Origin of the sequence: Ensifer adhaerens (assembly GCF_001270265.1) — a bacterium.
GTDB lineage: Bacteria > Pseudomonadota > Alphaproteobacteria > Rhizobiales > Rhizobiaceae > Ensifer > Ensifer adhaerens_B.
Window position 1 is genome coordinate 564,622 of record NZ_LGAP01000002.1, and the last position, 23,500, is coordinate 588,121.

General features: G+C 63.2%; 22 protein-coding genes. 12 read left to right on the forward strand and 10 right to left on the reverse strand.

Annotated elements, in window-relative coordinates; translation table 11 throughout:
* The first annotated feature begins 52 nt into the window (after positions 1 to 52).
* Complete coding sequence (locus tag AC244_RS07500; RefSeq protein WP_053248144.1) at positions 53 to 727, forward strand: helix-turn-helix transcriptional regulator; 675 nt, start codon at positions 53 to 55, stop codon at positions 725 to 727.
* 143 nt (positions 728 to 870) lie between these two features.
* A complete protein-coding gene (locus AC244_RS07505; protein ID WP_053248423.1) occupies positions 871 to 1,320 on the forward strand; it encodes a host attachment protein in 450 nt (149 codons plus the stop codon).
* A gap of 89 nt (positions 1,321 to 1,409) precedes the next feature.
* Here the strand turns inward: AC244_RS07505 and AC244_RS07510 are convergent, their stop codons facing one another.
* Both AC244_RS07510 and mnmD read right to left on the reverse strand, forming a co-directional pair.
* Positions 1,410 to 2,996 carry a trimethylamine methyltransferase family protein gene (locus AC244_RS07510; RefSeq protein ID WP_053248145.1) on the reverse strand — a complete coding sequence of 529 codons (1,587 nt, stop codon included), beginning with the start codon at positions 2,994 to 2,996 and terminating at the stop codon, positions 1,410 to 1,412.
* A 135-nt stretch (positions 2,997 to 3,131) separates the two neighbouring features.
* A complete protein-coding gene (mnmD, locus tag AC244_RS07515) occupies positions 3,132 to 3,851 on the reverse strand; it encodes a tRNA (5-methylaminomethyl-2-thiouridine)(34)-methyltransferase MnmD (RefSeq protein ID WP_053248146.1) in 720 nt (239 codons plus the stop codon).
* A 38-nt stretch (positions 3,852 to 3,889) separates the two neighbouring features.
* Between mnmD and AC244_RS07520 the strand changes: the two genes are divergently transcribed.
* Positions 3,890 to 5,032: an NAD(P)/FAD-dependent oxidoreductase gene (locus tag AC244_RS07520; RefSeq protein WP_053248147.1), complete on the forward strand. Its 1,143-nt coding sequence runs from the start codon at positions 3,890 to 3,892 to the stop codon at positions 5,030 to 5,032.
* A 306-nt stretch (positions 5,033 to 5,338) separates the two neighbouring features.
* Here the strand turns inward: AC244_RS07520 and AC244_RS07525 are convergent, their stop codons facing one another.
* Positions 5,339 to 5,728, reverse strand: a complete 390-nt coding sequence (locus AC244_RS07525; RefSeq protein ID WP_053248148.1) for a PRC-barrel domain-containing protein — start codon at positions 5,726 to 5,728, stop codon at positions 5,339 to 5,341.
* Positions 5,729 to 6,009: 281 nt separating this feature from the next.
* On the opposite strand from AC244_RS07525, the gene AC244_RS07530 reads away from it, so the two are divergent.
* The 5 genes from AC244_RS07530 to uraH all read left to right on the forward strand — a co-directional run bounded on the left by AC244_RS07530 (position 6,010) and on the right by uraH (position 9,291).
* Complete coding sequence (locus AC244_RS07530) at positions 6,010 to 6,810, forward strand: DUF1045 domain-containing protein (RefSeq protein WP_082366765.1); 801 nt, start codon at positions 6,010 to 6,012, stop codon at positions 6,808 to 6,810.
* Positions 6,811 to 6,888: 78 nt separating this feature from the next.
* Positions 6,889 to 7,818, forward strand: a complete 930-nt coding sequence (gene puuE, locus AC244_RS07535; RefSeq protein WP_053248149.1) for an allantoinase PuuE — start codon at positions 6,889 to 6,891, stop codon at positions 7,816 to 7,818.
* Complete coding sequence (uraD, locus tag AC244_RS07540) at positions 7,818 to 8,321, forward strand: 2-oxo-4-hydroxy-4-carboxy-5-ureidoimidazoline decarboxylase (RefSeq protein ID WP_025428020.1); 504 nt, start codon at positions 7,818 to 7,820, stop codon at positions 8,319 to 8,321. The genes puuE and uraD overlap by 1 nt, the downstream gene beginning before the upstream one ends.
* Before the next feature lie 96 nt (positions 8,322 to 8,417).
* On the forward strand, positions 8,418 to 8,915 hold the full coding sequence (locus tag AC244_RS07545; protein ID WP_053248150.1) for an ureidoglycolate lyase: 498 nt from the start codon (positions 8,418 to 8,420) through the stop codon (positions 8,913 to 8,915).
* 13 nt (positions 8,916 to 8,928) lie between these two features.
* Entirely contained in the window at positions 8,929 to 9,291 is a 363-nt protein-coding gene (uraH, locus tag AC244_RS07550; protein WP_053248151.1) for a hydroxyisourate hydrolase, read from the forward strand.
* Positions 9,292 to 9,633: 342 nt separating this feature from the next.
* Here the strand turns inward: uraH and AC244_RS07555 are convergent, their stop codons facing one another.
* The 4 genes from AC244_RS07555 to AC244_RS07570 form a co-directional block, all read right to left on the reverse strand.
* Positions 9,634 to 10,770: an alpha-hydroxy acid oxidase gene (locus AC244_RS07555; protein WP_053248152.1), complete on the reverse strand. Its 1,137-nt coding sequence runs from the start codon at positions 10,768 to 10,770 to the stop codon at positions 9,634 to 9,636.
* Positions 10,771 to 10,938: 168 nt separating this feature from the next.
* Positions 10,939 to 12,255 (reverse strand): guanine deaminase, encoded by a 1,317-nt coding sequence (gene guaD, locus AC244_RS07560; protein ID WP_053248153.1) that lies wholly within the window; start codon positions 12,253 to 12,255, stop codon positions 10,939 to 10,941.
* The gene (locus tag AC244_RS07565; protein WP_053248154.1) at positions 12,252 to 13,490 is read right to left on the reverse strand and encodes a urate hydroxylase PuuD; all 1,239 of its coding nucleotides are present in this window, start codon (positions 13,488 to 13,490) and stop codon (positions 12,252 to 12,254) included. The genes guaD and AC244_RS07565 overlap by 4 nt, the downstream gene beginning before the upstream one ends.
* Before the next feature lie 127 nt (positions 13,491 to 13,617).
* Positions 13,618 to 14,559, reverse strand: coding sequence for a LysR substrate-binding domain-containing protein (locus AC244_RS07570; protein ID WP_053248155.1), 942 nt, complete (start codon positions 14,557 to 14,559; stop codon positions 13,618 to 13,620).
* Positions 14,560 to 14,661: 102 nt separating this feature from the next.
* Here AC244_RS07570 and AC244_RS07575 point away from each other — a divergent pair, with 102 nt between their 5' ends.
* A complete protein-coding gene (locus tag AC244_RS07575) occupies positions 14,662 to 14,910 on the forward strand; it encodes a hypothetical protein (RefSeq protein WP_053248156.1) in 249 nt (82 codons plus the stop codon).
* 69 nt (positions 14,911 to 14,979) lie between these two features.
* Here the strand turns inward: AC244_RS07575 and xdhB are convergent, their stop codons facing one another.
* The 3 genes from xdhB to AC244_RS07590 all read right to left on the reverse strand — a co-directional run bounded on the left by xdhB (position 14,980) and on the right by AC244_RS07590 (position 19,703).
* A complete protein-coding gene (gene xdhB, locus AC244_RS07580; protein ID WP_053248157.1) occupies positions 14,980 to 17,316 on the reverse strand; it encodes a xanthine dehydrogenase molybdopterin binding subunit in 2,337 nt (778 codons plus the stop codon).
* A gap of 2 nt (positions 17,317 to 17,318) precedes the next feature.
* On the reverse strand, positions 17,319 to 18,809 hold the full coding sequence (xdhA, locus tag AC244_RS07585) for a xanthine dehydrogenase small subunit (protein WP_053248424.1): 1,491 nt from the start codon (positions 18,807 to 18,809) through the stop codon (positions 17,319 to 17,321).
* A gap of 117 nt (positions 18,810 to 18,926) precedes the next feature.
* Positions 18,927 to 19,703: a 3-hydroxybutyrate dehydrogenase gene (locus tag AC244_RS07590; RefSeq protein ID WP_053248158.1), complete on the reverse strand. Its 777-nt coding sequence runs from the start codon at positions 19,701 to 19,703 to the stop codon at positions 18,927 to 18,929.
* 264 nt (positions 19,704 to 19,967) lie between these two features.
* Between AC244_RS07590 and glpK the strand changes: the two genes are divergently transcribed.
* The 3 genes from glpK (at position 19,968) to map (ending at position 23,483) form a co-directional block, all read left to right on the forward strand.
* Positions 19,968 to 21,455, forward strand: coding sequence for a glycerol kinase GlpK (gene glpK / locus AC244_RS07595; RefSeq protein ID WP_053248159.1), 1,488 nt, complete (start codon positions 19,968 to 19,970; stop codon positions 21,453 to 21,455).
* A gap of 129 nt (positions 21,456 to 21,584) precedes the next feature.
* On the forward strand, positions 21,585 to 22,643 hold the full coding sequence (locus tag AC244_RS07600) for an LLM class flavin-dependent oxidoreductase (RefSeq protein WP_053248160.1): 1,059 nt from the start codon (positions 21,585 to 21,587) through the stop codon (positions 22,641 to 22,643).
* A gap of 87 nt (positions 22,644 to 22,730) precedes the next feature.
* Positions 22,731 to 23,483, forward strand: coding sequence for a type I methionyl aminopeptidase (map, locus tag AC244_RS07605; RefSeq protein WP_053248425.1), 753 nt, complete (start codon positions 22,731 to 22,733; stop codon positions 23,481 to 23,483).
* The last annotated feature ends 17 nt before the right edge of the window (positions 23,484 to 23,500 follow it).

Sequence of the window (23,500 nt, forward strand, 5' to 3'; positions counted from 1 at the left end):
ACTGACAGCTTTATGGCCATAACCGCACATGGACGAGGACAGGAATACGCCAATGAGGCCTGCCGACCGGCTGTTTCGAATCATCCAGCTCATGCGGGCCACCGGCCGGGCGATGACGGCGCAGGAAATCGCCGACAAGATGGAAGTGGCGCGGCGGACGATCTATCGCGACATGGAGCATCTGATGGCGTCAGGCGCGCCGATCGACGGCGAGCGCGGTGTCGGATACCTCCTGCGTGAAAGTTTCGACGCGCCGCCGCTCGCCTTCACCTTCGAGCAGCTCGAAGCGTTGGCCTTCGGTGCCCGGGCCGTGCAGATGCTCGGCGACCACCGGCTGGCGCAGGCCGCGCGCGAGGCCATGGAAAAGATCGAGCACGGACTGCCGCCCGAGCACGTGGCGCGGTTGCGCAGTGCCCCGATCCGCGCCTTCCGCTCGGCGCTGCAGCCAAAGCCGCCGCCGATGCTGGGTGACTTGCGCCGGGCAATCACGGAGGAACGCAAGGTGCGCCTGGCCTATGAAAGCCTTGCCGATCAAAGTTCCGAGCGCACCGTCTGGCCGCTTGGTCTCAGCGTCTTCGGCCATCACTGGCTGCTGACCGCCTGGTGCGAGCTGCGCCAGGACTTTCGCGACTTCCGGGTGGATCGCATCAGGGAGATGAAGTTTGAGCGCGAGCATTTCCAGCCGTCGCCCGCCCGCAGCTTCGACGCCTATCTCGCGCGCATGTGAGGCCTGCGAGCACACAATATGCGAACACACAATAAAAGTGCGCTCAATCGAGGAAGTCATGGAACCGGATGGGCCTTCATCCGTTTCTATTAAAGGCTTACTCTGGCCTGCCCACGAGCAACATCATTTCATGGGAGACAATCGTGCAAAACCGGACTTGGATACTGGCCGCGGATGGCAATACGGCGCGCTTCGTCAAGGGCGTCAACCTGCGGAAGGACGAACGTCAGCACCCGGAGGAGGAGGTCATCCATACCGACCCCAAACGCGCCCAGGACATCATGGCCGACAAGCCGGGGCGCAGCCATTCGTCCGTCGGTCATGGACGTTCAGCGATGGAGTACAGCAGTGATCCGGTGCGCGAGGAAAAACACCGCTTTGCTGTCGATGTGGCCAGCAGGCTCGAAGGTTATCTGAACAACAACGCCTTCGACAGCCTGGTGATCTGCGCGGCACCAAGGACGCTTGGAGACTTGCGCAAGCTGCTTTCTGCCAATGTAAAGCAGAAGACGGTTGCCGAAATCGACCGCAATTGCGTGACGGTCCCGATCGAGCAACTGATCGCAACCGCCCGCTCGGCCGTCTATCCCTGAAGCTTTTCCAGGGAAGTGCGTAGCGGGTTCCCCTCAGGAAACGCGTAAAGCGGAGACCGGAAAGGCTCTCATACGCATGCAGCGTTCCCTCAGAAGTCTGTCGGGACGCCGCCTTCCTCCTTGCGTTTTGCAACGAAGGCGTCGAGTTCATCTTCGATCGCCGCATCCAGCGGCGGCCGTTCGTATTCGTTGAGCTTCTGCTTGAAAACCCGGTTCGCGTGGTCATAGGTCGTCGGCCGCCCGGCTTCCGTCCAGGTCTCGAAGTTGCGCCAGTCGGACAGGATCGGCGAGTAGAACGCTGTCTCATAGCGTTGCAGCGTGTGCAGCGTGCCGAAGTAATGTCCGCCGGGGCCGACATCGCGCACCGCGTCGAGCCCGAGCGCGTCGTCGCTGACATCAAGCGGCGTCAGGAACTCCGCCACCATCTGCAGCATGTCAACGTCGAGGATGAACTTCTCGAAGGAGGCCGTCAGTCCGCCTTCCGTCCAGCCGGCCGCATGCATGATGAAATTGCCGCCACCCTGCGTCAGCGCCCAGAGCGACAGCGCCGACTCGTAGGCGGCTTGAGCGTCGAGCGTGTTGGCGGCATTGGTGTTCGAGGTCCGGTAGGGAATGTTGTAGCGGCGGGCGAGCTGGCCGCCGGCGATCACCGCCTTCATGTATTCCGGCGTGCCGAAGGCGGGCGCTCCCGTCTTCATGTCGACGTTCGAGGTGAAGCCGCCATACATGACTGGCGCCCCGCGCCGCACCATCTGGGTGAAGGCGATGCCGCAGAGCGCCTCGGCATTCTGCTGCACCAGGGCCCCGGCGATCGTCACCGGCGCCATGGCGCCTGCAAGCGTGAAGGGCGTGATCACCACCACTTGGTTGCGCGACGACATTTCGATGATGCCCTGCAGCATCGGCCCGTCGAGGCGCAGCGGCGAGGAGGTGTTGATGATCGTGAACAGCGACGGTTCGCGCTCCATCTGCTCCATGGATATGCCGCGGCCGATACGGGCGATTTCGATGCCGTCCGTGTTGCGCTGGCGGCCGAGCGAATAGACGTGGAAGACCTTGTCGGTGAGCTTCACCATGTCGGAGAGGCAGTCGAGGTGGCGCACCGAGGCGTGCAAATCCACGGGCTCGACGGGATAGCCGCCGGTGGTGTGAATGATGTCGTAGGACTGGGCAAGCTTCACCAGCTTGCGGAAATCCTCGTGGTTGCCGGTGCGCCGTCCGCCCTCGCGGTCGGCCACGAACGGCGCGCTGGCGATCTGGGCGAAGACGAGGTTGTTGCCACCGATCGCGACATTGCGGGCCGGGTTGCGTGCATGCATGGTGAAGGAGGAGGGCACCGACGCGATCATGTCCATGATCAGGCCACGGTCGAAGCGGACGCGGTCGGTGCCGGGCGTGATATCGGCACCCGCTGCCCTCATGCGCTCGCGCGCCTCGGGCAGGATGATGTCCATGCCGATTTCCTCAAGGATCGTCAGCGATGTGTCGTGGATCGCCTCGAGCGCATCGTCGGAGAGCACCGTGGACTTGCTCTGGGTGTTGACGAGATTGAGATACTTGCCGCCTGAGGATTTTCGTGTGCGCTCGCCACCGCGGCCGCCGGGCCTGCGTCGCCGCTCGAGCGGGGAAGAGGAAGTTTCGCCTGTGGCAGCATCCGGAAACTGATCGTCGTTCATGAAAAACCCACCGCGTTGCCGATGGATTTATGTCGCAGATTTTTGGCGTTGATGCCCCTGCCATTTGCGACAGTTCAGTTCTCTGGTGGAGTAAAGGCCGTCAAAACGCCCGTGGAGGCCAGGAGTTTGCCTCGCTCAGCGTTTGTCGCCGCGCAGCATTTCGCGTTTTCCGGCGAAGCCCTTGCGCTTCTCGACAGTAAAGCCGGCGGCTTGCAGATTGCGGCGAACAAAGCCGGCCGCGGCATAGGTGGCGAAGCTGCCGTCGGGCGCCGTCCTGTCGAACACCAGCCGCATCAGTTCCTCCGACCACATGTCGGGATTGCGTGATGGCGCGAAACCATCGAGGAACCAGGCATCGAAGCGCTCTGCCGCCTCGCCGAGGCCATCGAGAGCGGGGCCGCAGACGACACTCAGGCGAACGCCGTCGCCAAAATCGATCTCGATCCTGCCGTCGTTTGTCGCGGGCCAGCGCTCGACAAGGGCCAGCCGTTCGGCGTCGATCTCGGGCCAGTGCGACAGGGCACGGGAGATCTCTTCCGCCTGCATGGGAAATCGCTCGAAACTGACGAAATGCAGTGTGCCGCTTTTGGCAGCCGTGGCTTTCCATTGCCGCCAGGTTTCGCAGAAGTTGAGGCCGGTGCCGAAGCCAAGCTCGCCGATGGTGAACGCACCGCCGGAGGCCCAGCGTTCGGGCAGGCGGTTGCCGGCAAGAAACACATGGCCGCATTCCAGCCGACCATCGGTGCGGCAATAAAAGTGATCGCCAAATTCCCTGGAATAGGGCATATCGCCCTCGTGCCAATCGAGGCTTTGATGTGCCGGGGGCTGGTTCGGTTCTGCGGCGGATGCTGTCATGCGATGGCGATAATCCCGCCACCGGAGAAGGTCAATCGATGAGCGAACTTTTGATCGTCGGCGGCGGTATCATGGGGCTTTGGGCCGCCCTTACGGCCGCGCGGACCGGCATGGACATTTGCCTGGTCGAAGAGCGCCGCATCGGTGCCGGCGCCAGCGGCGGCATACTCGGCGCGCTGATGCCGCATATGCCGGACAAATGGAACGCCAAGAAACAATTCCAGTTCGATGCCCTTGTGTCGCTTGAGAGTGAGAAAGAAGCGCTCGAGGCTGAACCCGGGCTTTGGGGGGGTTCCCGCCGCAACGGGCGGATCATGCCGCTCGCCAAGCCGCATCTGCGTGAGATCGCCCTTCGCCACGAGCAGGATGCGATGCAAAACTGGCGGGCCGGCGACCGCCGGTTCTTCTGGCACGTGCGCGACGAACTGCCGTCCGGCTGGCTCGGTGCGGAGGCTGCTGCCTGCGGATTGGTGTTCGATACGCTCGGCGGCCGGCTTTCCCCGCGACAGACGCTGGCGGTCCTGCACGCGGCGCTGGCGCAATCGCCGAACGTGCGGATCATCGAGGGAACCGGCGTTCGGGCAATCTATCCCGGCCATGGCCGAGCCGAACTCGACGACGGAACGGAAATCTCCTTCGGCCATTGCGTACTGGCCGCCGGCGTCGGCAGCTTCCCGCTCATCGATACGCTCTGCGGACCTATCCGTGGACCGAGCGGCACCGGGGTCAAGGGGCAGGCGGCGCTGCTGCTGGCCGACGTCGATCCGCAATTGCCCGTCATCTTCACCGACGGCGTCTATATCGTCGCCCATGACGACGGCCATGTCGCCGTCGGCAGCACCAGCGAGAACGCATATGCCGATCCGTTGTCGACGGATGAACTGCTTGTTGAGCTGCTCGGGCGGGCCGAGGCGCTGGTCCCGGCACTGCGGGGTGCAGAGGTGGTTGAGCGCTGGGCCGGCATCCGGCCGAAATCGACCGGCAGGGAGCCGATCGCCGGGCGCCATCCGGATCACGAAAACCTCTCGGTCCTCACCGGCGGCTTCAAGGTGAGCTTCGGTATCGCCCATCGCCTTGCGCGCTTCGTCATCGACGAGATTGGGGGCCAGCCGTCGATCGATATTCCGGAATCCTTCTTGTGCCGGAATCACATAGCAGCACTTCGCGAGAAACATCTTTAAGCCGGTCGCTTCAGATGGCCGCTCGACAGACCCCTGAGGATACTGGCTGGACGAGGGAGCCACCCCAATCTCCTCATCCTCGCCCTTGTGATGGGGATCCAGTGACCCGACGTCTGTCGGGTCAAAAGACTCTTCGGCCCAAAGACTTGGGCTGGCTGGATTTCTGTGACAGGCACAGAAATGAGGGAGGTCCTCGCCATGTCGCTGTTTTGCAAATGACCTTCCGGAAATAAAGATGATTTTACAGGGTAATACGGGCTCCGCCGCTGACGGAGCCCGTATATCAGACATTCGGAAAACCTATTCTTACATCCAGTAAGGCGGCACGCCGTAGTAGTCGTAGACGCGGCGTCCATTCTCGCTGTTCCAGTCGTATTCCTCGTTGCCGTGATATTTCGGCGCACGCTCGACCTGTTCACGAGTCACATCAGTGCGATAGCCGCCGAGGCTCTCATCATAGGTCAGCTTCGCCCACGGCAGCGGATAGTGGTCTTCGCCGATGCCGAGAAAGCCGCCGAAACCGAGCACGGCATAGGCCACGCGACCGCTGCGTTTTTCAAGAATCACGCGCTCGATCGAGCCGATGTGCTTGTTGTCGGCGCCATAGACCTTCGTGCCTTCAACCTTGTCGCTCGCGATCAGGTCATGGGTTTCCTTGATCCTGGCGTCCTGAAGGTTCGCATTGTGATAGGTCACGCTTCTTCTCCATCGTTGTTCGCTACCTCGAGGGAACGGCTGGTCGGCTGGATGGTTCCGAAAACGCTGCGGGCGGATCCGGACGGCAATGGAGCGGTTTTGCCCCGTCTACTTCGTCAATCTGTCACGCAAATCACCTAAGACGCGGGCAATAGAGCGCCGCATCTCCCCATCGGAGGGCATTGCCGAAGCTCTAAGGTTTTGAACCCTGCGCGCGCCCTGGCGACGATCGAGATCGGTTGTCGCGGGTCTGTGCCAGAGCGGATTTCCGGAGCATGCGCATGCGTTACGCTATTTGTTTCACGCCGCCGATGGCCGATCCGCTTTCAACGGTTGCCGCCAGCTGGCTCGGCCGCAACGTCTATTCCGGCGAGCCGGCAGAACTGCCGTCGATCTCCGGGTTGACCGCATCCGAGATCGCCTTTCACACCGCCGTTCCACGCCGCTTCGGCTTTCATGCGGTGGTGATGTCGCCCTTCCGGCTTCATCCTGACATGGACGAGGCGCAGCTTCTCAAGGCGCTGATGCATTTTGCCGGCGCCCAGACGCCGTTCGAGATCGAGCGCCTGGAAGTGGCCCGGCTCGGCCAGTGCTGGGGGCTGATGCCGCAGATCCCCAACACGGCGATGCATCTTCTGGCCGGCAGCATCATCCAGGAGTTCGACGCGTTTCGCGCGCCGCTCAGCGAAGACGAGATCGAGCGCTCCGACCCGGACCGGCTGACGGCGCCGCAATTTTCCAATCTGCACCGCTGGGGCGATGCTCATGTGATGGATGAATATCGCTTCCACATGATGCTGACCGGGCCGCTCAATCAGGACGCGATGCGCCGCATCGAGGCGCCGCTTCGGGACCTGTTCGAACCGTGCCTGGCGCTGCCGCTGACGATCGGCAGCCTGGCACTGTTCGTCGAACAGGAATCGGGCGCGCCGATGCGCGTCCACTCGCAGCACCCGCTCGGCAAGATCTCCGCGACCAAACGGGTCGACCGGATCAAGCGGGTAGCCACTGAAGCGCCGCTTGTGCCGAGCCCGGTTCCGCCGTTGTCGCGGATGGTCGCCTCGCTGATGGCGGGCCGCTAACCGTCTGCACTGACGTCATTTTGTCTCGACAATCCGGTCGGCAATGATACCGTTCCGGAAAATTCGAAGGGTGATTTGATGTCTGAGACTACCTATCCGCGTGACCTCGTCGGCTATGGCCGCAACCCGCCCAAGGCAAACTGGCCGGGCGATGCGCGCATCGCCGTGCAGTTCGTGCTCAACTACGAAGAGGGCGGCGAAAGCTGCATCCTCGATGGCGACCCGGCGTCCGAGAGCCTGCTTTCGGAGATCGTCGGTGCGCAACCCTGGCAGGGGCAGCGCAACCTCAACATGGAATCGATTTACGAATACGGCTCCCGTTCCGGCTTCTGGCGGCTCTGGCGCATGTTCACCAGCCGCGACGTGCCGCTGACGGTCTATGGCGTAACGCAGGCGATGGCCCGCAACCCGGAAGCGGTCGCAGCGATGAAGGAAGCGGGCTGGGAGATCGCCAGCCACGGTCTGCGCTGGCTCGAATACAAGGATTTCCCCGAAGAGGTGGAGCGCGAGCATATCCGCGAGGTCGTGCGGCTGCACACCGAGCTGACCGGCGAGCGGCCGCTCGGCCTTTACCAGGGCAAGCCTTCGAACAACACGCTGAAGCTTGTTCTCGAAGAGGGTGGTTTCCTCTATTCCTCCGATTCCTACGCGGACGAGTTGCCCTACTGGGTGCCGGGGCTTACGCCCGACAAGCCGCATCTGATCATCCCCTACACGCTCGACGCCAACGACATGCGCTTTGCGACGAACCAGGGCTTCAACTCCGGCGACCAATTCTTCACCTACCTCAAGGACACGTTCGACGTGCTCTATGAGGAAGGCAAGGAAGGCAATGCCAAGATGATGAACATCGGCCTGCACTGCCGCCTCGTCGGTCGTCCGGGCCGCGCCGCAGCGTTGGCGCGCTTCATCGACTACGTCATGTCGCACGACAAGGTGTGGGTACCGCGCCGCATCGATATCGCTCGCCACTGGTATGAACACCACAAGCCGGAAGGGGCTCTCTGATGTCCGATCGCGACGCCTTCGTCAGCCGCTTCGGCGGCGTGTTCGAGCATTCTCCATGGGTTGCTGAACGGGCCTACGACAGGGCGGCCGCAACGGGACTTTCGGCCGGCAATGTGCACTCGGCACTTTGCCAGGCCTTTCGCGCCGGCCTGCCGCGCGAAAGGCTCGCTGTGCTGCGCGCCCACCCGGATCTTGCCGGCAAGCTGGCGATCGCCGGCAAGCTGACGGCGGACTCGACGGCGGAGCAGGCGTCCGCCGGTCTCGATCGTCTTTCGGCCGACGAGCATGCCCGGTTCACGGCGCTCAACGAAGCCTATACGCAGAAATTCGGCTTCCCCTTCATTATCGCGGTCAAGGGCCTGACGAAAAACGACATTCTCGCCTCGTTCGAAAGGCGCATTGACAATTCGACCGAAGAGGAATTTGAAACCGCCTGCGCGCAGGTGGAGAAAATCGCCCGTCTGCGGCTGCAATCCATGCTTCCAGGAGACGAAAATGCCTGACATATCAGTTCGATATCTGCTCTCATCTGTACCGAGGGCAGTCGAACCGGACCATGCCATTGTCGCCGGCAACGAGCGCTGCGGGGCGGTGGTCTGATGTCGCGTCTTCTTTCGATCGAACCGTTGACGCAAGACGCTTTCGCCCCATTCGGTACGGTGATCGAGGCAGATCCGGCTTCGATGCGCTACATCAACGGCGGTAACACCGAGCGCTTCCATGGGCTTGCGCGCGCCGACGTCGTCGGCGAGGGCGCCAATGTCATCATCAACATCTTTCGCGGCCAGCCGCGCGCCTTCCCCTACGAGGTGACGATGATGGAGCGGCACCCCTTCGGCAGCCAGAGCTTCTCGCCGCTCGACGACCGGCCGTGGCTCGTCGTCGTTGCCGAAGACGAGGGCGGCCGACCGGGCGCGCCACGGGTCTTCCGGGCGAACGGACGGCAGGGCGTCAACTACGGGCGCAATGTCTGGCACCATCCACTGATGTCGGTGGGCACGGTCAGCGACTTCATCGTCGTCGACCGGGATGGGCCGGGCAACAATCTTGAAGAGTATGTCTACGAACAGCCCTTCGTCATCCAAAGCGCAGTCTGAGGGAAGAGACGCGATGAGCAGCACCGGCCGCCTGACCACCCATGTTCTCGATACCGCGCTCGGCAAGCCGGCCGAAGGCCTGCGCATCGATCTCTATTGGCTCGAAGGCGACGAGCGGCAACTGATCCGCACCGTCCGGACCAACAGCGATGGACGCGTCGACGGCCCCATGGTCGAAGGCGTCGGCTTCATGGCCGGCAGTTACGAGCTGGTCTTCCACGCCGGCGACTATCTGCGCGCAACGGGCGCTGCGCTGCCGGAACCAGCTTTCCTCGACTTGATCCCCTTGCGTTTCGGCATTGCCGATCCGGCCAGCCACTATCACGTGCCGCTGCTGCTTTCGCCCTACGGCTACTCCACCTATCGCGGCAGTTGAGCGCTGGCTTCCTGCATCTAGAGGCGGGGGCCTGGCGGGCGACCTCAAGAGTGATGATCATGTTGCCTTCGTGGTCGGACCTTTCCTCCCGTCATCCTCGGGCTTGACCCGAGGATCCAGTCCTGCGCCGGACGCGTAACGGCTTGAGGGTGGTGGATGCTCGGGTCAAGCCCGAGCATGACGGTGACAGCGGGGGCGTCCTTGACCGGCGTTGAACCGCCGGAACTTTTGAGCAAACTTAGCGCGTTGCAGCGTCTTGAGCGCGCCATATTTGACGCGCGGCGCTCCTTGAAGCCGGTCCCGAGAACCGCCTCCATGGAGCGCAGACGTAGGGTCGATGCGTCAATCCGCAAGAATGTCGCGGTTGACGTCGTTGATATCGCGCTTGCCGCAAAGCGCCATGGTGATGTCCATCTCCTTGCGGATGATTTCCAGCGCCTTGGTCACGCCTTCCTTGCCCATGGCACCGAGACCATAGAGGAAGGGGCGGCCGATATAGGTGCCCTTGGCGCCCATGGCGACGGCCTTCAGCACGTCCTGACCCGAGCGGATGCCGCCGTCGAGATGCACCTCGATCTGGTGGCCGACGGCATCGACGATGCGCGGCAGCATGCTGATCGAGGAATGGGCACCATCGAGCTGGCGGCCGCCATGGTTGGAGACGATGATCGCGTCGGCGCCGGTCGCAGCCGCCATCTTGGCGTCTTCCGGATCGAGAATGCCCTTCAGGATCAGCGGACCGCCCCAGCGCTCCTTGATCCATTCGACGTCCTTCCAGGAAAGCTGCGGGTCGAACTGTTCCGCCGTCCAGGCGCCGAGCGAGGAGAGGTCGGTGACGCTCTTGGCGTGGCCGACGATGTTGCGGAAGGTGCGGCGGTTGGTGCCGAGCATCTTCATGCACCAGCCGGGACGTGTCGCCATCTGCCAGAGATGTTTGGGGGTCAGCTTCGGCGGCGCCGACAGGTTGTTGCGCAGGTCCTTGTGGCGCTGGCCGAGGATCTGCAGGTCGAGCGTCAGCACCAGTGCCGAGCATTTGGCCGCCTTTGCCCGGTCGATCAGGTTCAGCACGAATTCGCGCTCGCGCATGACATAGAGCTGGAACCAGAAGGGTTTGGTCGTGACCGAGGCGACGTCCTCGATCGAGCAGATGCTCATGGTCGACAGCGTGAAGGGAACGCCGAAGGCTTCTGCCGCCTGCGCCGCCAGCATCTCGCCGTCGGCGTGCTGCATGCCGGTGAGGCCCGTCGGTGCCAGCGCCACCGGCATCGACACCTTCTGGCCGATCATGGTCGTTTCCAGCGAGCGGTTGGTCATGTCGACCAACACCCGCTGGCGCAGCTTCACCTTGGCGAAGTCTTCCTCGTTGGCGCGATAGGTGCCCTCGGTCCAGGCGCCGCTGTCGGCGTAATCGAAGAAAAGCTTCGGTACGCGGCGCTTGGCGAGGGCCTTGAGGTCGCTGATTTCGAGGATTTGCGTCATGGAAACGGCCTTCATCTGAAACACAGGTCAGAGCGGGATGCCGGTGAAAGCCGCGCACGCCTGCTCCAGGAATGACTTCAGAGCCCTTACCATGTTTGCCGGAGGCTTGTTAATAGCGCTGGAGCAAAGAGGTCAATTTTTTTGACCTCTTTGCTTTAGGCTTACGAATCAGCCCGCAACGAGCGCCGACTTGGCCGGTTTTCCCGCCACATAGGTCTCGACGATCGAGCGGTCGTCGCCCATGGTCTGCAGCAGGAAAAGCTCGTCGGCGAGCGAATTGACCACTTCGGCGCGCAACGCCATCGCCGGCGTTGCCGCCATGTCAAGCACGATGAAGTCGGCGTCGGTGCTCGGCTCAAGCGTGCCGATCTTGTCGACCAACGACAGCGCCTCGGCATTGCCGCGGGTCATCATGAAGAAGCTGTCGAACGGGTTCAGCCGCTCGCCCTGCAGTTGCAGGATCTTGTAGGCCTCGTCGAGCGTCTTCAGCATGGAATAGCTGGTGCCGCCGCCGATATCAGAGGCAACCGAGGTGCGCACCGGCTTTTCCCGCCGGTTGAGCGCCCGCAAGGGGAACAGGCCCGAGCCGAGAAAGAGGTTGGATGTGGGGCAGAAGACCGCGACCGATCCCGTCTCGCTCATCACATCCGCCTCGCGCTCGGAGAGATGGATGCAGTGGCCGAACAGGCTTTTCGGCCCGAGCAGGCCGTAGCGGGCGTAAACGTCGGTGTAGTCCTTGGCTTCCGGATAAAGCTCGCAGGTAAAGGCGATCTCGTCGCGGTTTTCGGAGAGATGCGTCTGGACGTGCAGATCGGGGAATTCGTGCACGAGCGACTTGGCGACGTCCATCTGCTCCGGCGTCGAGGTGATGGCAAAGCGCGGGGTGATGGCCACGTGGTTGCGGCCCTTGCCGTGCCACTCACGGATCACCGCGCGCGTCTCGTCGTAGCCCATCTGCGGCGTGTCGAGCAGGCCCTGCGGGGCATTGCGATCCATCATCACCTTGCCGGCGATCATGCGCATGTCGCGGCGCAGCGCCTCGGCGAAGAAGGCGTCGGCGGATGCCTTGTGCACCGAGCAATAGGCAGCCGCTGTGGTCGTTCCGTGGCGAACCATTTCGTCGAAGAAGCGGCTGGCAATGCGCTCGGCATGGGCGGTCTCGACGAAGCGGCATTCCTCCGGGAAGGTGTAGGTGTTCAGCCATTCGAGCAGATTGGCGGCGTAGGACGCCATCACCTGCATCTGCGGAAAATGCAGATGGGTGTCGATGAAACCCGGCACGATCAGATGCGGACGGTGATCGATCTCGACGATATCATCCGGGGCTTCGGCCCCGACGGTCGCATAGGCGCCCGACGCCTTGATCTGCCCGCCCTCGACCAGCAGCGCGCCATCGGCCTCGTAGGCATAGGCAGCGCTGTCGTCGATGTTTTCGGGCGCGCGATGGAAGCTCAGCAGGCGGCCGCGGATGAGCGTCGATGTCATTGTGTCTTGCCTTCCTCGACGGCGCTTTCGAACCAGGCTGTCAGCAACTGGCGCTCGTCCGTCGTCATATCAGTTATGTTGCCGGGCGGCATGGCATGGCTGCGCCCCGCCTGGATATAGATTTCGCGAGCGCGGGCGGCAATCTCCCGGTCGCTTTCCAACACCACGCCATTGGGCGGCCGGGTGATGCCCTCATAGACCGGTTCGGCCGCATGACACATGGAACAGCGGGTCGAGATCGCGTCCTTGACGGCGGGGAAGTGGGCATTCTCAGCAAACCGGGCAAAGACCGGCGCGACCTCGGCCTTTTCTTCGCCCGTCAGAACCTTCGGCACGGTCGAAAGCCACATGATCAGGAAGAAGAGGAGGACGGTGACAAGCCAGGTCCAGGTGGGCTTGCCCTTGCGGGCATGCGTCGTGTTGAACCAGTGCCGGATGGTGACGCCCATCAGGAACACCAGTGCCGCGATGATCCAGTTGAAGGCGGTGGCAAAGGCCAGCGGGTAGTGGTTCGACAGCATGAAGAAGATGACCGGCAGGGTCAGGTAGTTGTTGTGCAGCGAGCGCTGCTTGGCCTGGGCGCCGAGCTTGGGATCGGGCGTGCGGCCGGCGATCAGGTCGGCGACGACGATCTTCTGGTTGGGGATGATGAGGAGGAAGACGTTGGCCGACATGATGGTCGCAGTGAAGGCGCCGAGATGCAGGAAGGCGGCGCGGCCGGTGAAGACCTGCGTATAGCCCCAAGCCATGATCACCAACGCCACATAGAGAAGCGCCATCAGGCCCCAGGTGTTCTTGCCGATCGGCGACTTGCAGAGCAGGTCATAGAAGATCCAACCTATGCCGAGTGAGCCAAGTGAGATCAGGATTGCCGTGGTCGCCGAGATATCGAGCACGTGGCGGTCGATCAGGAAAAGATCGGCGCCGCCGTAATAGACGAGACAGAGCATGGCGAAGCCCGAAAGCCACGTCATGTAGGATTCCCATTTGAACCAGGTCAGGTGCTCCGGCATCGAGGCGGGGGCGACCAGATATTTCTGGATGTGATAGAAGCCGCCGCCATGCACCTGCCATTCCTCGCCATAGGCACCGGCCGGCAGGTGATCGCGCTTCACCAGGCCGAGGTCGAGCGCGATGAAATAGAAGGATGAGCCGATCCAGGCGATGGCAGTGATGACATGCAGCCAGCGGACGGCGAAGGCCAGCCATTCCCAGGCGATGGCGAACTCGTACATTCAGGTCCCCTTTATTCTCTCCGTCAGCGCACCTTGCGCAAAAACCGGGGGTTGGGGAAGGGGGCGGGACGATTTCAAGGATGAAATCGCCCTGGCGATAAACCTGATCGATTCTAATGGGTTACACTTAGCCGGTGAATGCGGCCTTGCGCTTTTCTTCCCAATCGGCCCCGAACTGCACCGAGGGGCAGAGCTCGCCGAGGATCCAGTCGCGGAAGATGCGGATCTTCGGCGTGTTGCGGCGCGCATGGGGATAGGCCAGCCAATAGTCGCAGCCGTCGCTGCAGCGCAGGTCGAAAGGCTGGTAGAGCCGGCCGAGCGCCACGTCGTCGCCGTAGAATTCCGGCGTCAGGATGGCCACGCCCTGGCCGGCAACGGCGGCGCGCGCCTCGAAGGATTGTGCGCCGAGCCGGCTCGTCGGGCGACCCTCGAGGTCCGGATCGTCGACGCCGGCAGCGGAAAACCAGATCCGCCACCAGGGATCGCCCGCGTCGATGATCCGCAGTTTCAGGAGATCGCGCGGTTCGCGTATCCCGCCGACGGTTTCGGCGAGCGTCGGGCTCAGCATCGGGCTGAACTCGACGCGCATCAGCGGGTGGCTGTCGAGTCCCGGCCAGACGCCGGCACCGGAGCGGATCGCCAGATCCGCGGGTTCGCTGGCAAAATCGATGATCTTGTCGTTGGTGCTCAGCCGCACGGCGATGGTGGGATGGGCGAGCTGAAACGAGCCGATGTTGCGGGCGAGCCATTGCGAGGCGAAGGTCGGCGTCGAGCTGATCAGAAGCGCGCTGTCGATGTCACCGCGCGCCGAGGAGACGGCCTCCTGCAACATCTCGAAGGCTTCGGTGACCCGCGGCGCCAGCCGCTGGCCGACATCGGTGAGCGCGATCTGGCGCGGTCGGCGCAGGAACAGCGGTTCGCCGACATTCTCCTCGATCAGCTTGATCTGATAGCTGACAGCGGTCTGGGTCATGCCCAGCTCTTCGCCGGCCTTGGTGAAACTGCCGAGGCGGGCCACGGCTTCGAAGACCCGGAGCGCATTCAACGGAAACTGCTTGGACATCTTCATGGATAAGTTCTCTTGATGCATGCAGACGGATGTTCGATTGGATTTCAATCCTCGTCCACGGCATCCTGCAAGTCAACTTCCCAAGACGAACAGGTGCTCAAAATGACTTGCGACGTTCTCGAACATACTGAAAGAAAACCGCTTCTTTCGCTGGATACGGTCGTGCGGCTCGCGTCCACCCTGTTTCGCGGCGCCGTTGCCGCCAAGCCGGTCCTCGATGTCAAAGCGCTGTCCGACCATATCAAGAGAGACATGGGTTTCATGGATGGCCGCGGTCCCTATGGCGACGATGCCGAGGCGAATTCCGACGCTCACCGGCTCTTCGACTGCGATGAGCTCCCCCGGATCTGACCGGGCTCGTCCAGAGCGTCGCGCAGCAAACAGGATGCGCGACGCCGTCACCACCCAAAAGGTTGGTCGTCAGGATTGCCGAAGGCGTTCGACGGCCATCAGCACACGCTCCGGCGTCGCCGGTGTATCAAGACGCGGGCATTCGCGGTAATCGGCAACGCTCGCGACTGCCATCGACAGCGCCTCGAGCACCGAGATCGGCAGCATGAAGGGCGGCTCGCCCACGGCCTTGGACCGCCCGATGGTCCTTTCCGCATTTTCCGACCACTCGGCCAGTTTGACGTTGAAGATCTTCGGCCGGTCGGAGGCGAGCGGGATCTTGTAGGTCGAGGGCGCATGGGTGCGCAGCCGGCCCTTGTCGTCCCACCACAGTTCCTCGGTCGTCAGCCAGCCCATGCCCTGGACGAAGCCGCCTTCGATCTGGCCAAGGTCGATTGCCGGATTGAGCGAGCGGCCGACATCGTGCAGCACGTCGACGCGGTCGACCATGTATTCGCCGGTCAGCGTGTCGATCGACACTTCCGACACCGCGGCGCCATAGGCGAAGTAGTAGAAGGGCGTTCCCCGGCCGGTCGCGCGGTCCCAATGGATCTTCGGCGTCTTGTAGAAGCCGGCGGCCGAAAGCTGCACGCGCGCCATATAGGCGAGCTTGATGAATTCGGGGAAGGGCACCAGTTCCTCGCCGATCTTCACATGATCGGGAACGAAGGTGACGTTCTCGGCGGTCGTCTGCCAGCGCTCAGCTGCAAAGGCGACGAGCCGCTCCTTGATCTGTCGCGCCGCATCGAAGGCGGCCATGCCGTTGAGGTCCGAGCCCGAGGACGCGGCCGTTGCCGAGGTGTTCGGGACCTTGCCGGTCGTGGTCGCCGTGATGCGGACCCGGTCGAGATCGACCTGGAAGCTGTCGGCGATCACCTGAGCGACCTTCACATAGAGGCCCTGGCCCATCTCGGTGCCGCCATGGTTCAGGTGGATCGAGCCATCCTGGTAGATGTGCACCAGCGCGCCCGCCTGGTTGAACGCGGTCATGGTGAAGGAGATGCCGAACTTTACCGGCGTCAGCGCAATGCCCTTGCGAATGATGCGGCTATTGCGATTGAAGTCGAGGATCGCCTCGCGGCGTGCCTGATAGTCGGCACTTTCTTCGAGCTCGGCGACGATGCGCGCGATGATGTTGTCTTCGACATGCTGGTGGTAGGGGGTGATGTCGCGGCCCGAACCCTTCTCGCCATAGAAATTGAGTTTGCGGATTTCGAGCGGATCCTTGCCGAGTGCGTAGGCGATCTCCTCGATCATGCGCTCGCCGCCGACCATGCCCTGCGGGCCGCCGAAGCCGCGATAGGCGGTGTTGGAGACGGTGTTCGTCTTCAGCGGCTGCGACGTCAGCTTCACATGCGGGGAGAAATAGGAGCTGTCCGCGTGGAACAGCGCGCGGTCGGTCACCGGTCCGGAGAGATCGGAGGAGTAGCCGCAGCGCGCTGCATAGTTGGCGTGAACGGCGCGGATGCGGCCGTCTTCGTCGAAGCCGACATCGTAGTCGACGAGGAAATCGTGACGCTTGCCGGTGGCCGTCATGTCCTCGTCGCGGTCCGGGCGAAACTTGACGGCGCGGCCGAGCTTCTTGGCCGCCACGGCCGCAAGGGCCGCGAACTGGTTGCCCTGCGTTTCCTTGCCGCCGAAGCCGCCGCCCATGCGGCGCACATTGACGGTGACTGCATTGGAGGGAACGCCGAGCACGTGCGAGACCATGTGCTGGATTTCGCTCGGGTGCTGGGTGGACGACCAGACGGTGACCTCGTCGTCCTCGCCGGGAATGGCAAGGGCGATGTGGCCTTCGAGGTAAAAATGCTCCTGGCCGCCGACGCGCATCCGGCCCTTCAGCCGCCGCGGCGCCTTCTCCAGTTCGGCATCGGCATCGCCGCGCTGCAGGGAGAGGGGCTGGGTGACGAGTTCGCCGCCATGGGCGACGGCATCGGTGATGTCGGTAAAATGCGGCAGGTCGCGATAGCTGATCTTTGCCAGCCGGGCAGCACGGCGGGCGATGTCGCGCGTCTCGGCGATGACGGCAAAGGCCGGCTGGCCGTGGAACTGCACGATGCCGTCGGCAAGCACCGGTTCGTCATGCAGGTGGCTGGGGCTGATGTCGTTGGAATGGGGCATGTCCCTGGCGGTCAGCACGCAGACGACGCCGGGCGCTGCGGCGACAGCCGAGAGATCCATCTCGGTGATTTCGGCATGGGCACGATCGGTCATCCCCAGCGCGCCGTGCAGGGTGCCCGCTGGTTCCGGCATGTCGTCGATATAATCGGCGGTGCCGGCCACGTGCTTGTGGGCACTGTCATGGCGCTGGTGAGAATGCATCTGGCCGCTGATCGCCTTGCGTTCCTCGAAGGTCGACTTGTCCATGATCACCTCTCTCCCGCCGCATAGCGCACGAGCTCCGCCGGCTGACCGCCGCTTTCGAGCAGGAAACGCATCAACAGGTTTTTTGCAGCCAGCATGCGATAGGTGCTGGTGGCGCGCCAATCGCTCAAGGGCTGGTAGTCCGCTTCGAAGGCTGCTTGAGCGGCGCGCACCGTTTCCTCGGTCCAGGGCTTGCCGATGAGTGCTGCTTCCACGGTTGCGGCGCGCTTCGGCGTGCCGGCCATGCCGCCGAAGGCGATGCGGGCGGTCTTCACCCTGTTGCCGTCGAGGGAAATGCGGAAGGCGCCGAGCAATGCGGAAATGTCCTCGTCGCGGCGCTTGGAGATCTTGTAGGCCGCAAACAGCTCATCCGCCGGCAGCCTGGGTACGAAGATGCTCTCGACGAACTCGTCGGCTTTGCGGTCCTGCTTGCCATAGGCGATGAAGAAATCCTCCAGCGGCAGCGTACGGCTGCCTTCCGTCGATCGCAGCGTGACGGTTGCCCCAAGCACGATCAGGGGCGGCGGACTATCGCCGATCGGCGAACCGTTGGCGATGTTGCCGCCGATCGTGCCCATATTGCGCACCTGTTCGCCGCCGATGCGATCGATCAACCGGCCGAAGGCCGGATAGGCCTTGCTGAGCGCTGCAAAGGCGGCGGTGTAGCTGACGCCGGCGCCAATGGTCAGGCCGGCACCGCTTTCCTCGATGCGCTGCAGCTCCGTGATACCGTTGATGAAGATGACGGGATCGATCGGCAGCATCTGCTTGGTGACCCAGAGGCCGACATCGGTCGCGCCGGCAACCACGGTCGCGCCCGTGTGTTCGGCAAGAGCCGCCGCGAGGCCGGCAGCATCCGCCGGCACGATCAGACAGCTTTCACCATGGCGGATCGTGATCGTTTTCTCGGGTTGCAGCGCCCTGAGGCGGGCAATGGTCGCCTCGCGCGCAGCCGTGATCGGATCGAAGATGGCAGATGGTCGCGCGCTTGCGGCGGCCTCGGCCGCTTTTACGATCGGCTCGTAGCCGGTGCAGCGACAGAGGTTGCCTTGCAGCGCCTTTTCGATGTCGGCGCGGCTCGGATCATCGTTCGAAAGCCAGAGGCCATAAAGCGACATGACGAAGCCGGGGGTGCAGAAGCCGCATTGTGAGCCATGGAAATCGACCATTGCCTGCTGCACCGGATGCAGCGTTCCGTCCCTTGCCGCGAGATGTTCGACGGTCACCACATGGGTCGCATGCAACGATCCGACGAAGCGGATGCAGGCATTGACGCTTTCGTAGACCAGCGCGTCGCCCGCAAGGCGGCCGACGAGCACGGTGCAGGCACCGCAATCGCCCTCGGCGCAGCCTTCCTTGGTTCCTGTCAGCCGGCGTTCGAGCCTGAGATAGTCGAGCAGGGTCGCGGTCGGCGCCACGTCGGAAAGCGCGACCTCGCTGTCATTGAGGATGAAGCGAATGCTGTCGTCGTCCTTGCGTTCCCTATGCTTGGGCATGCCATTCATTCCTGCTGATGCATGGCCGCAAAAACCGGAATCGTTCCCGGCAGCGGACCATGCGCATTTTCATAGAGTTAGGGCGTCTGCCGCCTTGTCTCAATGGACGGACGCGCGCTATTGCGCCGTCCAGCCGCCGTCCATCGAAACATGCGTGCCTGTGATCTGCGCCGCATCGTCGCCGGCGAGGTAGACGGCCAATGACGCCACCTGTTCGACCGTGATGAACTTCTTGGTCGGCTGGCCCTTGAGCATCACGTCGTTGATCACCTGTTCTTCGGTGATGCCGCGGGTGCGGGCCTGATCCGGGATCTGCTTTTCGACGAGCGGGGTCAGCACATAGCCCGGGCAGATCGAGTTGGCGGTGATGCCGTTTTCCGCAACTTCGAGCGCGACGGTCTTCGTCAGCCCCATGATGCCATGCTTGGCAGCGACATAGGCGGATTTGAACGGCGAGGCGACGAGCCCGTGCGCCGAGGCGATGTTGACGATGCGGCCCCAGCCCTTCGCCTTCATGCCGGGAAGGGCGGCGCGAATGGTATGGAAAGAGGAGGAGAGGTTGATGGCGATGATCCGGTCCCATTGCTCGACCGGGAAATCCTCGACCTTCTCGACATATTGAACGCCGGCATTGTTGACTAGGATGTCGACGCTGCCGAAACGCTTTTCAGCCGTCGCCATCAGATCGGCGATCTCGTCCGGCTTCGTCATGTCGGCCGGGTGATAGATGACCGTTCCGGCAGTGAGCGCGCCGACTTCGTCCGTCGCGGCCTTGATTTCGTCCGGTGCGCCGAAGCCGTTCAAGACGATGTTGGCGCCGCCCTTGGCGAAGGCCTTGGCAATGGCAAGGCCGATGCCGCTCGTCGAACCGGTGATGACCGCAGTTCTCGTCATTGCTGATCTCTCCCTTTGCAGCGTCGCTTAATCTTGCCCGGTTTTTGCGACGCAACAGCGTCAACCTACGCGTAAAACCGCTGATGTGACAATTGTGTTTTTCAGGCCGCCGACGCAGAGTTGCGGTCGGAGGCTTCGCCGCGATTTCTTGCGTTTTGTTTTCGTTTGACATTCGTTTTGTCATCGTATTGAAGTTTTTCGAAATGGACGCTACGCCCTTTGGGAAGGGCGTCGAAACACGTGATGCAGGCCGGGGAGGGGCATATGGGCGGATATATTCTCGCGATCGATCAGGGCACGACGTCGAGCCGGGCGATCGTCTTCGACGGCAAGCAGCAGGTGGCAGGCGCCGGCCAGAAGGAATTCAAGCAGCACTTCCCGAAATCCGGCTGGGTCGAGCACGATCCGGAAGAGATCTGGAATACGGTCGTTTTCACCGTCAAGGAAGCGATCAGCAAGGCCGGGATCTCGGCAACCGATATCGCCGGCATCGGCATCACCAACCAGCGCGAGACCGTCGTCGTCTGGGATCGCGAAACCGGCAAGCCCATCCACAACGCCATCGTTTGGCAGGACCGCCGCACCGCGGCCTATTGCGACAAGCTGAAGAAGCAGGGGCTGGAGAAGACCTTCACCAAGAAGACCGGCTTGCTGCTCGACCCCTATTTCTCCGGCACCAAGCTCAACTGGCTGCTGTCGAACGTAAAGGGCGCCCAGGCCAGAGCCGCCAAGGGCGAACTCTGCTTCGGCACGATCGATACGTTCCTGATCTGGCGGCTGACGGGCGGACAGTCCTTCGTCACCGATGCGACCAACGCCTCGCGCACGCTGATCTACAACATCGCCGACAATGCCTGGGATGACGAGTTGCTCGACATCCTGCGGGTTCCCCGCGCCATGCTGCCGGAGGTGAAGGACTGCGCCGCCGATTTCGGCGTCACCGATAAGGCGCTCTTTGGTGCTGCGATCCCGATCCTCGGCGTTGCCGGCGACCAGCAGGCCGCCACCATCGGCCAGGCCTGTTTCAAGCCGGGCATGTTGAAATCGACCTACGGCACCGGCTGCTTCGCGTTGCTCAACACCGGCAACGACATGGTGCGGTCTAAGAACCGGCTGCTCACAACCATTGCCTATCGGCTGGATGGCGAAACCACCTATGCGCTCGAAGGCTCGATCTTCGTTGCCGGCGCGGCGGTGCAGTGGCTGCGCGATGGCCTGAAGGTGATCAAGGCGGCGCCCGACACCGGCACGCTTGCCGAAAGTGCCGATCCGTCGCAGGAGATCTATCTGGTTCCGGCCTTCACCGGCCTCGGTGCGCCGCACTGGGATCCGGACGCCCGCGGCGCGATCTTCGGCATGACCCGCAACACCGGGCCCGCCGAGTTCGCGCGTGCTGCGCTCGAGGCGGTCTGCTACCAGACGCGCGATCTGCTCGAAGCCATGCACAAGGACTGGCGCAGTGACGGCAAGGAAACGGTGCTGCGCGTCGATGGCGGCATGGTCGCGTCGGACTGGACGATGCAGCGGCTTTCCGACCTGCTCGACGCGCCGGTCGACCGGCCCATCATCCTTGAGACGACGGCGCTCGGCGTTGCCTGGCTCGCCGGCAGCCGCGCCGGCGTCTGGCCGAAACAGGAGGACTTTGCCAAGTCCTGGGCCCGCGATCGCCGTTTCGAGCCCGCAATGGACGAGGCGACGCGCAAGACCAAGCTCAAGGGGTGGCGCAGTGCGGTCAAGCGCACGCTGACCTAGACCCTGACCCTCGGCCCGATCGCGGCACCGTTCGGCACCATCCGGGAAACACTGTGTTTCCCGGACGCGCATTTGCTGCTTTCGCTCGCGCCAACTATCTGTCGGTAAGATAACGACAGGATGGGCACCATGGAACTCGGGCTTTACACATTTGCGGATGTCGATCCGAACGCTGCCGACGAGGGCCGGGAAGGCCAGCGGCGGCTTGCCAATCTGCTTGAAGAGATCGAGCTGGCCGATCAGGTCGGCCTCGATGTCTTCGGCCTCGGCGAACATCACCGCCCGGACTACGCGGCTTCGGCGCCGGCCGTGATCCTCGCCGCAGCCGCTGCCAGGACGAAAACTATCAGGCTGACCAGTGCCGTTACCGTGCTGAGTTCAGACGATCCGGTGCGGGTGTTCCAGCAGTTCTCGACGCTCGACCTCATCTCCAACGGCCGGGCCGAAATCATGGCCGGTCGCGGCTCGTTCATCGAGTCCTTCCCGCTCTTCGGCCAGTCGCTCGACGACTACGATCAGCTCTTTGCCGAAAAGCTCGACCTGCTGATGGCACTACGCGAAACGGAGAAGGTTTCCTGGGCGGGCGAGATGCGCCCTGATATCAGCGATCGTGGCGTCTATCCGCGTCCGCTGCAGGAGATGCTGCCGTTGTGGATTGCCGTCGGCGGTACACCGCAGTCGGTTGCCCGTGCCGGTGCCCTCGGGCTGCCGGTGGCCCTCGCCATCATCGGCGGCGAGCCGCGCCGGTTCGCGCCACTGTTCGACCTCTATCGCGAGGCTGCCCGTCGCGCCGGCCAGGATCCGGCGAAGCTAAAGACCAGCATCAACGTTCACGGCTTCATCGCCGATACGACCGACCTTGCCGCCGACCAGTTTTATGGCCCGCAGGCGGAGGTGATGAACCGCATCGGCCGCGAGCGCGGCTGGGGGCCGACGAACCGGGCGCATTTCGACCAGGCGCGCAGCCCAACCGGCAACCTCTTCCTCGGTGATCCCGAAACGGTGGCCGAGAAGATCGTCGAGAACTGGAAACTCTTCCGCAACGACCGCTTCCTGCTGCAGATGGCGATCGGCCCGATGCCGCATGCGCAGATCATGCGCGGCATCGAACTCTACGGCACCAGGGTGGCGCCGCTGGTGCGCAAGGCGCTGGCGGAGGAACGGGCCGGACTGGCCGTTTCGGCCTGAGCCATCGCCGACCCGCCATGGATCGACTGTCGGCGCTGGAAAAACCGGCGCCGGCAGGCTATGTGTGAGCGCGAAAGCGAGACACGGATGACCCTCAACAACGAAGAAGATTTGCTGCGGCTGAAGGAAATCGGCCGCATCTGTGCCAATGCACTGCAGGCGATGGGCGAGGCACTCGAACCCGGCATCACGACGGCCGAGTTGGACGCCATCGGCCGCAAGGTGCTGGAAGATGCCGGCGCGCGGTCCGCGCCGGAACTCTGCTACCAGTTTCCCGGTGCCACCTGCATCAGCGTCAACGAGGAAATCGCCCACGGCATTCCCGGCAGCCGCATCATCCTCGCCGGCGATCTCGTGAATATCGACGTTTCGGCTGAAAAGGACGGCATTTTCGCCGATACCGGCGCTTCCTTTCCGGTGCCGCCGGTGACGGCCGCGATCGACCGGCTCTGCCGCGACGGCAAGCGGGCGATGTGGGTCGGCCTCAAGCAGGTGCGTCCCGACCAGTCGCTTGCCGCGATCGGCAATGCCATCGGCGATTTTGCCCGCAAGAACCGCTATTCGCTGGTCACCAATCTTGCCAGCCACGGCATCGGCCGCTCGTTGCACGAGGAGCCGAAAGAGATCGCGACCTGGCCGGATCCGAGCGAACGGCGGCGCATGACCGACGGCATGGTCTTTACCGTCGAGCCTTTCCTCTCGATGGGAGCGGACTGGGCCGAGAGCGGCGACAAGGACGACTGGACGCTCTACAGCGAACCGCGGGCACCGACCGTGCAGTACGAGCACACGGTCGTGGTGACGCGCGGCGGGCCGCTGGTGGTGACGTTGCCCGGCTGACGGGCAAGAATCGGGCC

Bases quoted from the DNA above. Each gene is read 5' to 3' on its own strand.
- AC244_RS07500 (WP_053248144.1), top strand. From the start codon at position 53: ATGAGGCCTGCCGACCGGCTGTTTCGAATCATCCAGCTCATGCGGGCC.
- AC244_RS07510 (WP_053248145.1), bottom strand. From the start codon at position 2,996: ATGAACGACGATCAGTTTCCGGATGCTGCCACAGGCGAAACTTCCTCT.
- mnmD (WP_053248146.1), bottom strand. From the start codon at position 3,851: ATGACAGCATCCGCCGCAGAACCGAACCAGCCCCCGGCACATCAAAGC.
- AC244_RS07520 (WP_053248147.1), top strand. From the start codon at position 3,890: ATGAGCGAACTTTTGATCGTCGGCGGCGGTATCATGGGGCTTTGGGCC.
- AC244_RS07530 (WP_082366765.1), top strand. From the start codon at position 6,010: ATGCGTTACGCTATTTGTTTCACGCCGCCGATGGCCGATCCGCTTTCA.
- puuE (WP_053248149.1), top strand. From the start codon at position 6,889: ATGTCTGAGACTACCTATCCGCGTGACCTCGTCGGCTATGGCCGCAAC.
- uraD (WP_025428020.1), top strand. From the start codon at position 7,818: ATGTCCGATCGCGACGCCTTCGTCAGCCGCTTCGGCGGCGTGTTCGAG.
- AC244_RS07545 (WP_053248150.1), top strand. From the start codon at position 8,418: ATGTCGCGTCTTCTTTCGATCGAACCGTTGACGCAAGACGCTTTCGCC.
- uraH (WP_053248151.1), top strand. From the start codon at position 8,929: ATGAGCAGCACCGGCCGCCTGACCACCCATGTTCTCGATACCGCGCTC.
- AC244_RS07555 (WP_053248152.1), bottom strand. From the start codon at position 10,770: ATGACGCAAATCCTCGAAATCAGCGACCTCAAGGCCCTCGCCAAGCGC.
- guaD (WP_053248153.1), bottom strand. From the start codon at position 12,255: ATGACATCGACGCTCATCCGCGGCCGCCTGCTGAGCTTCCATCGCGCG.
- AC244_RS07565 (WP_053248154.1), bottom strand. From the start codon at position 13,490: ATGTACGAGTTCGCCATCGCCTGGGAATGGCTGGCCTTCGCCGTCCGC.
- AC244_RS07570 (WP_053248155.1), bottom strand. From the start codon at position 14,559: ATGAAGATGTCCAAGCAGTTTCCGTTGAATGCGCTCCGGGTCTTCGAA.
- AC244_RS07575 (WP_053248156.1), top strand. From the start codon at position 14,662: ATGACTTGCGACGTTCTCGAACATACTGAAAGAAAACCGCTTCTTTCG.
- xdhB (WP_053248157.1), bottom strand. From the start codon at position 17,316: ATGGACAAGTCGACCTTCGAGGAACGCAAGGCGATCAGCGGCCAGATG.
- xdhA (WP_053248424.1), bottom strand. From the start codon at position 18,809: ATGCCCAAGCATAGGGAACGCAAGGACGACGACAGCATTCGCTTCATC.
- AC244_RS07590 (WP_053248158.1), bottom strand. From the start codon at position 19,703: ATGACGAGAACTGCGGTCATCACCGGTTCGACGAGCGGCATCGGCCTT.
- glpK (WP_053248159.1), top strand. From the start codon at position 19,968: ATGGGCGGATATATTCTCGCGATCGATCAGGGCACGACGTCGAGCCGG.
- AC244_RS07600 (WP_053248160.1), top strand. From the start codon at position 21,585: ATGGAACTCGGGCTTTACACATTTGCGGATGTCGATCCGAACGCTGCC.
- map (WP_053248425.1), top strand. From the start codon at position 22,731: ATGACCCTCAACAACGAAGAAGATTTGCTGCGGCTGAAGGAAATCGGC.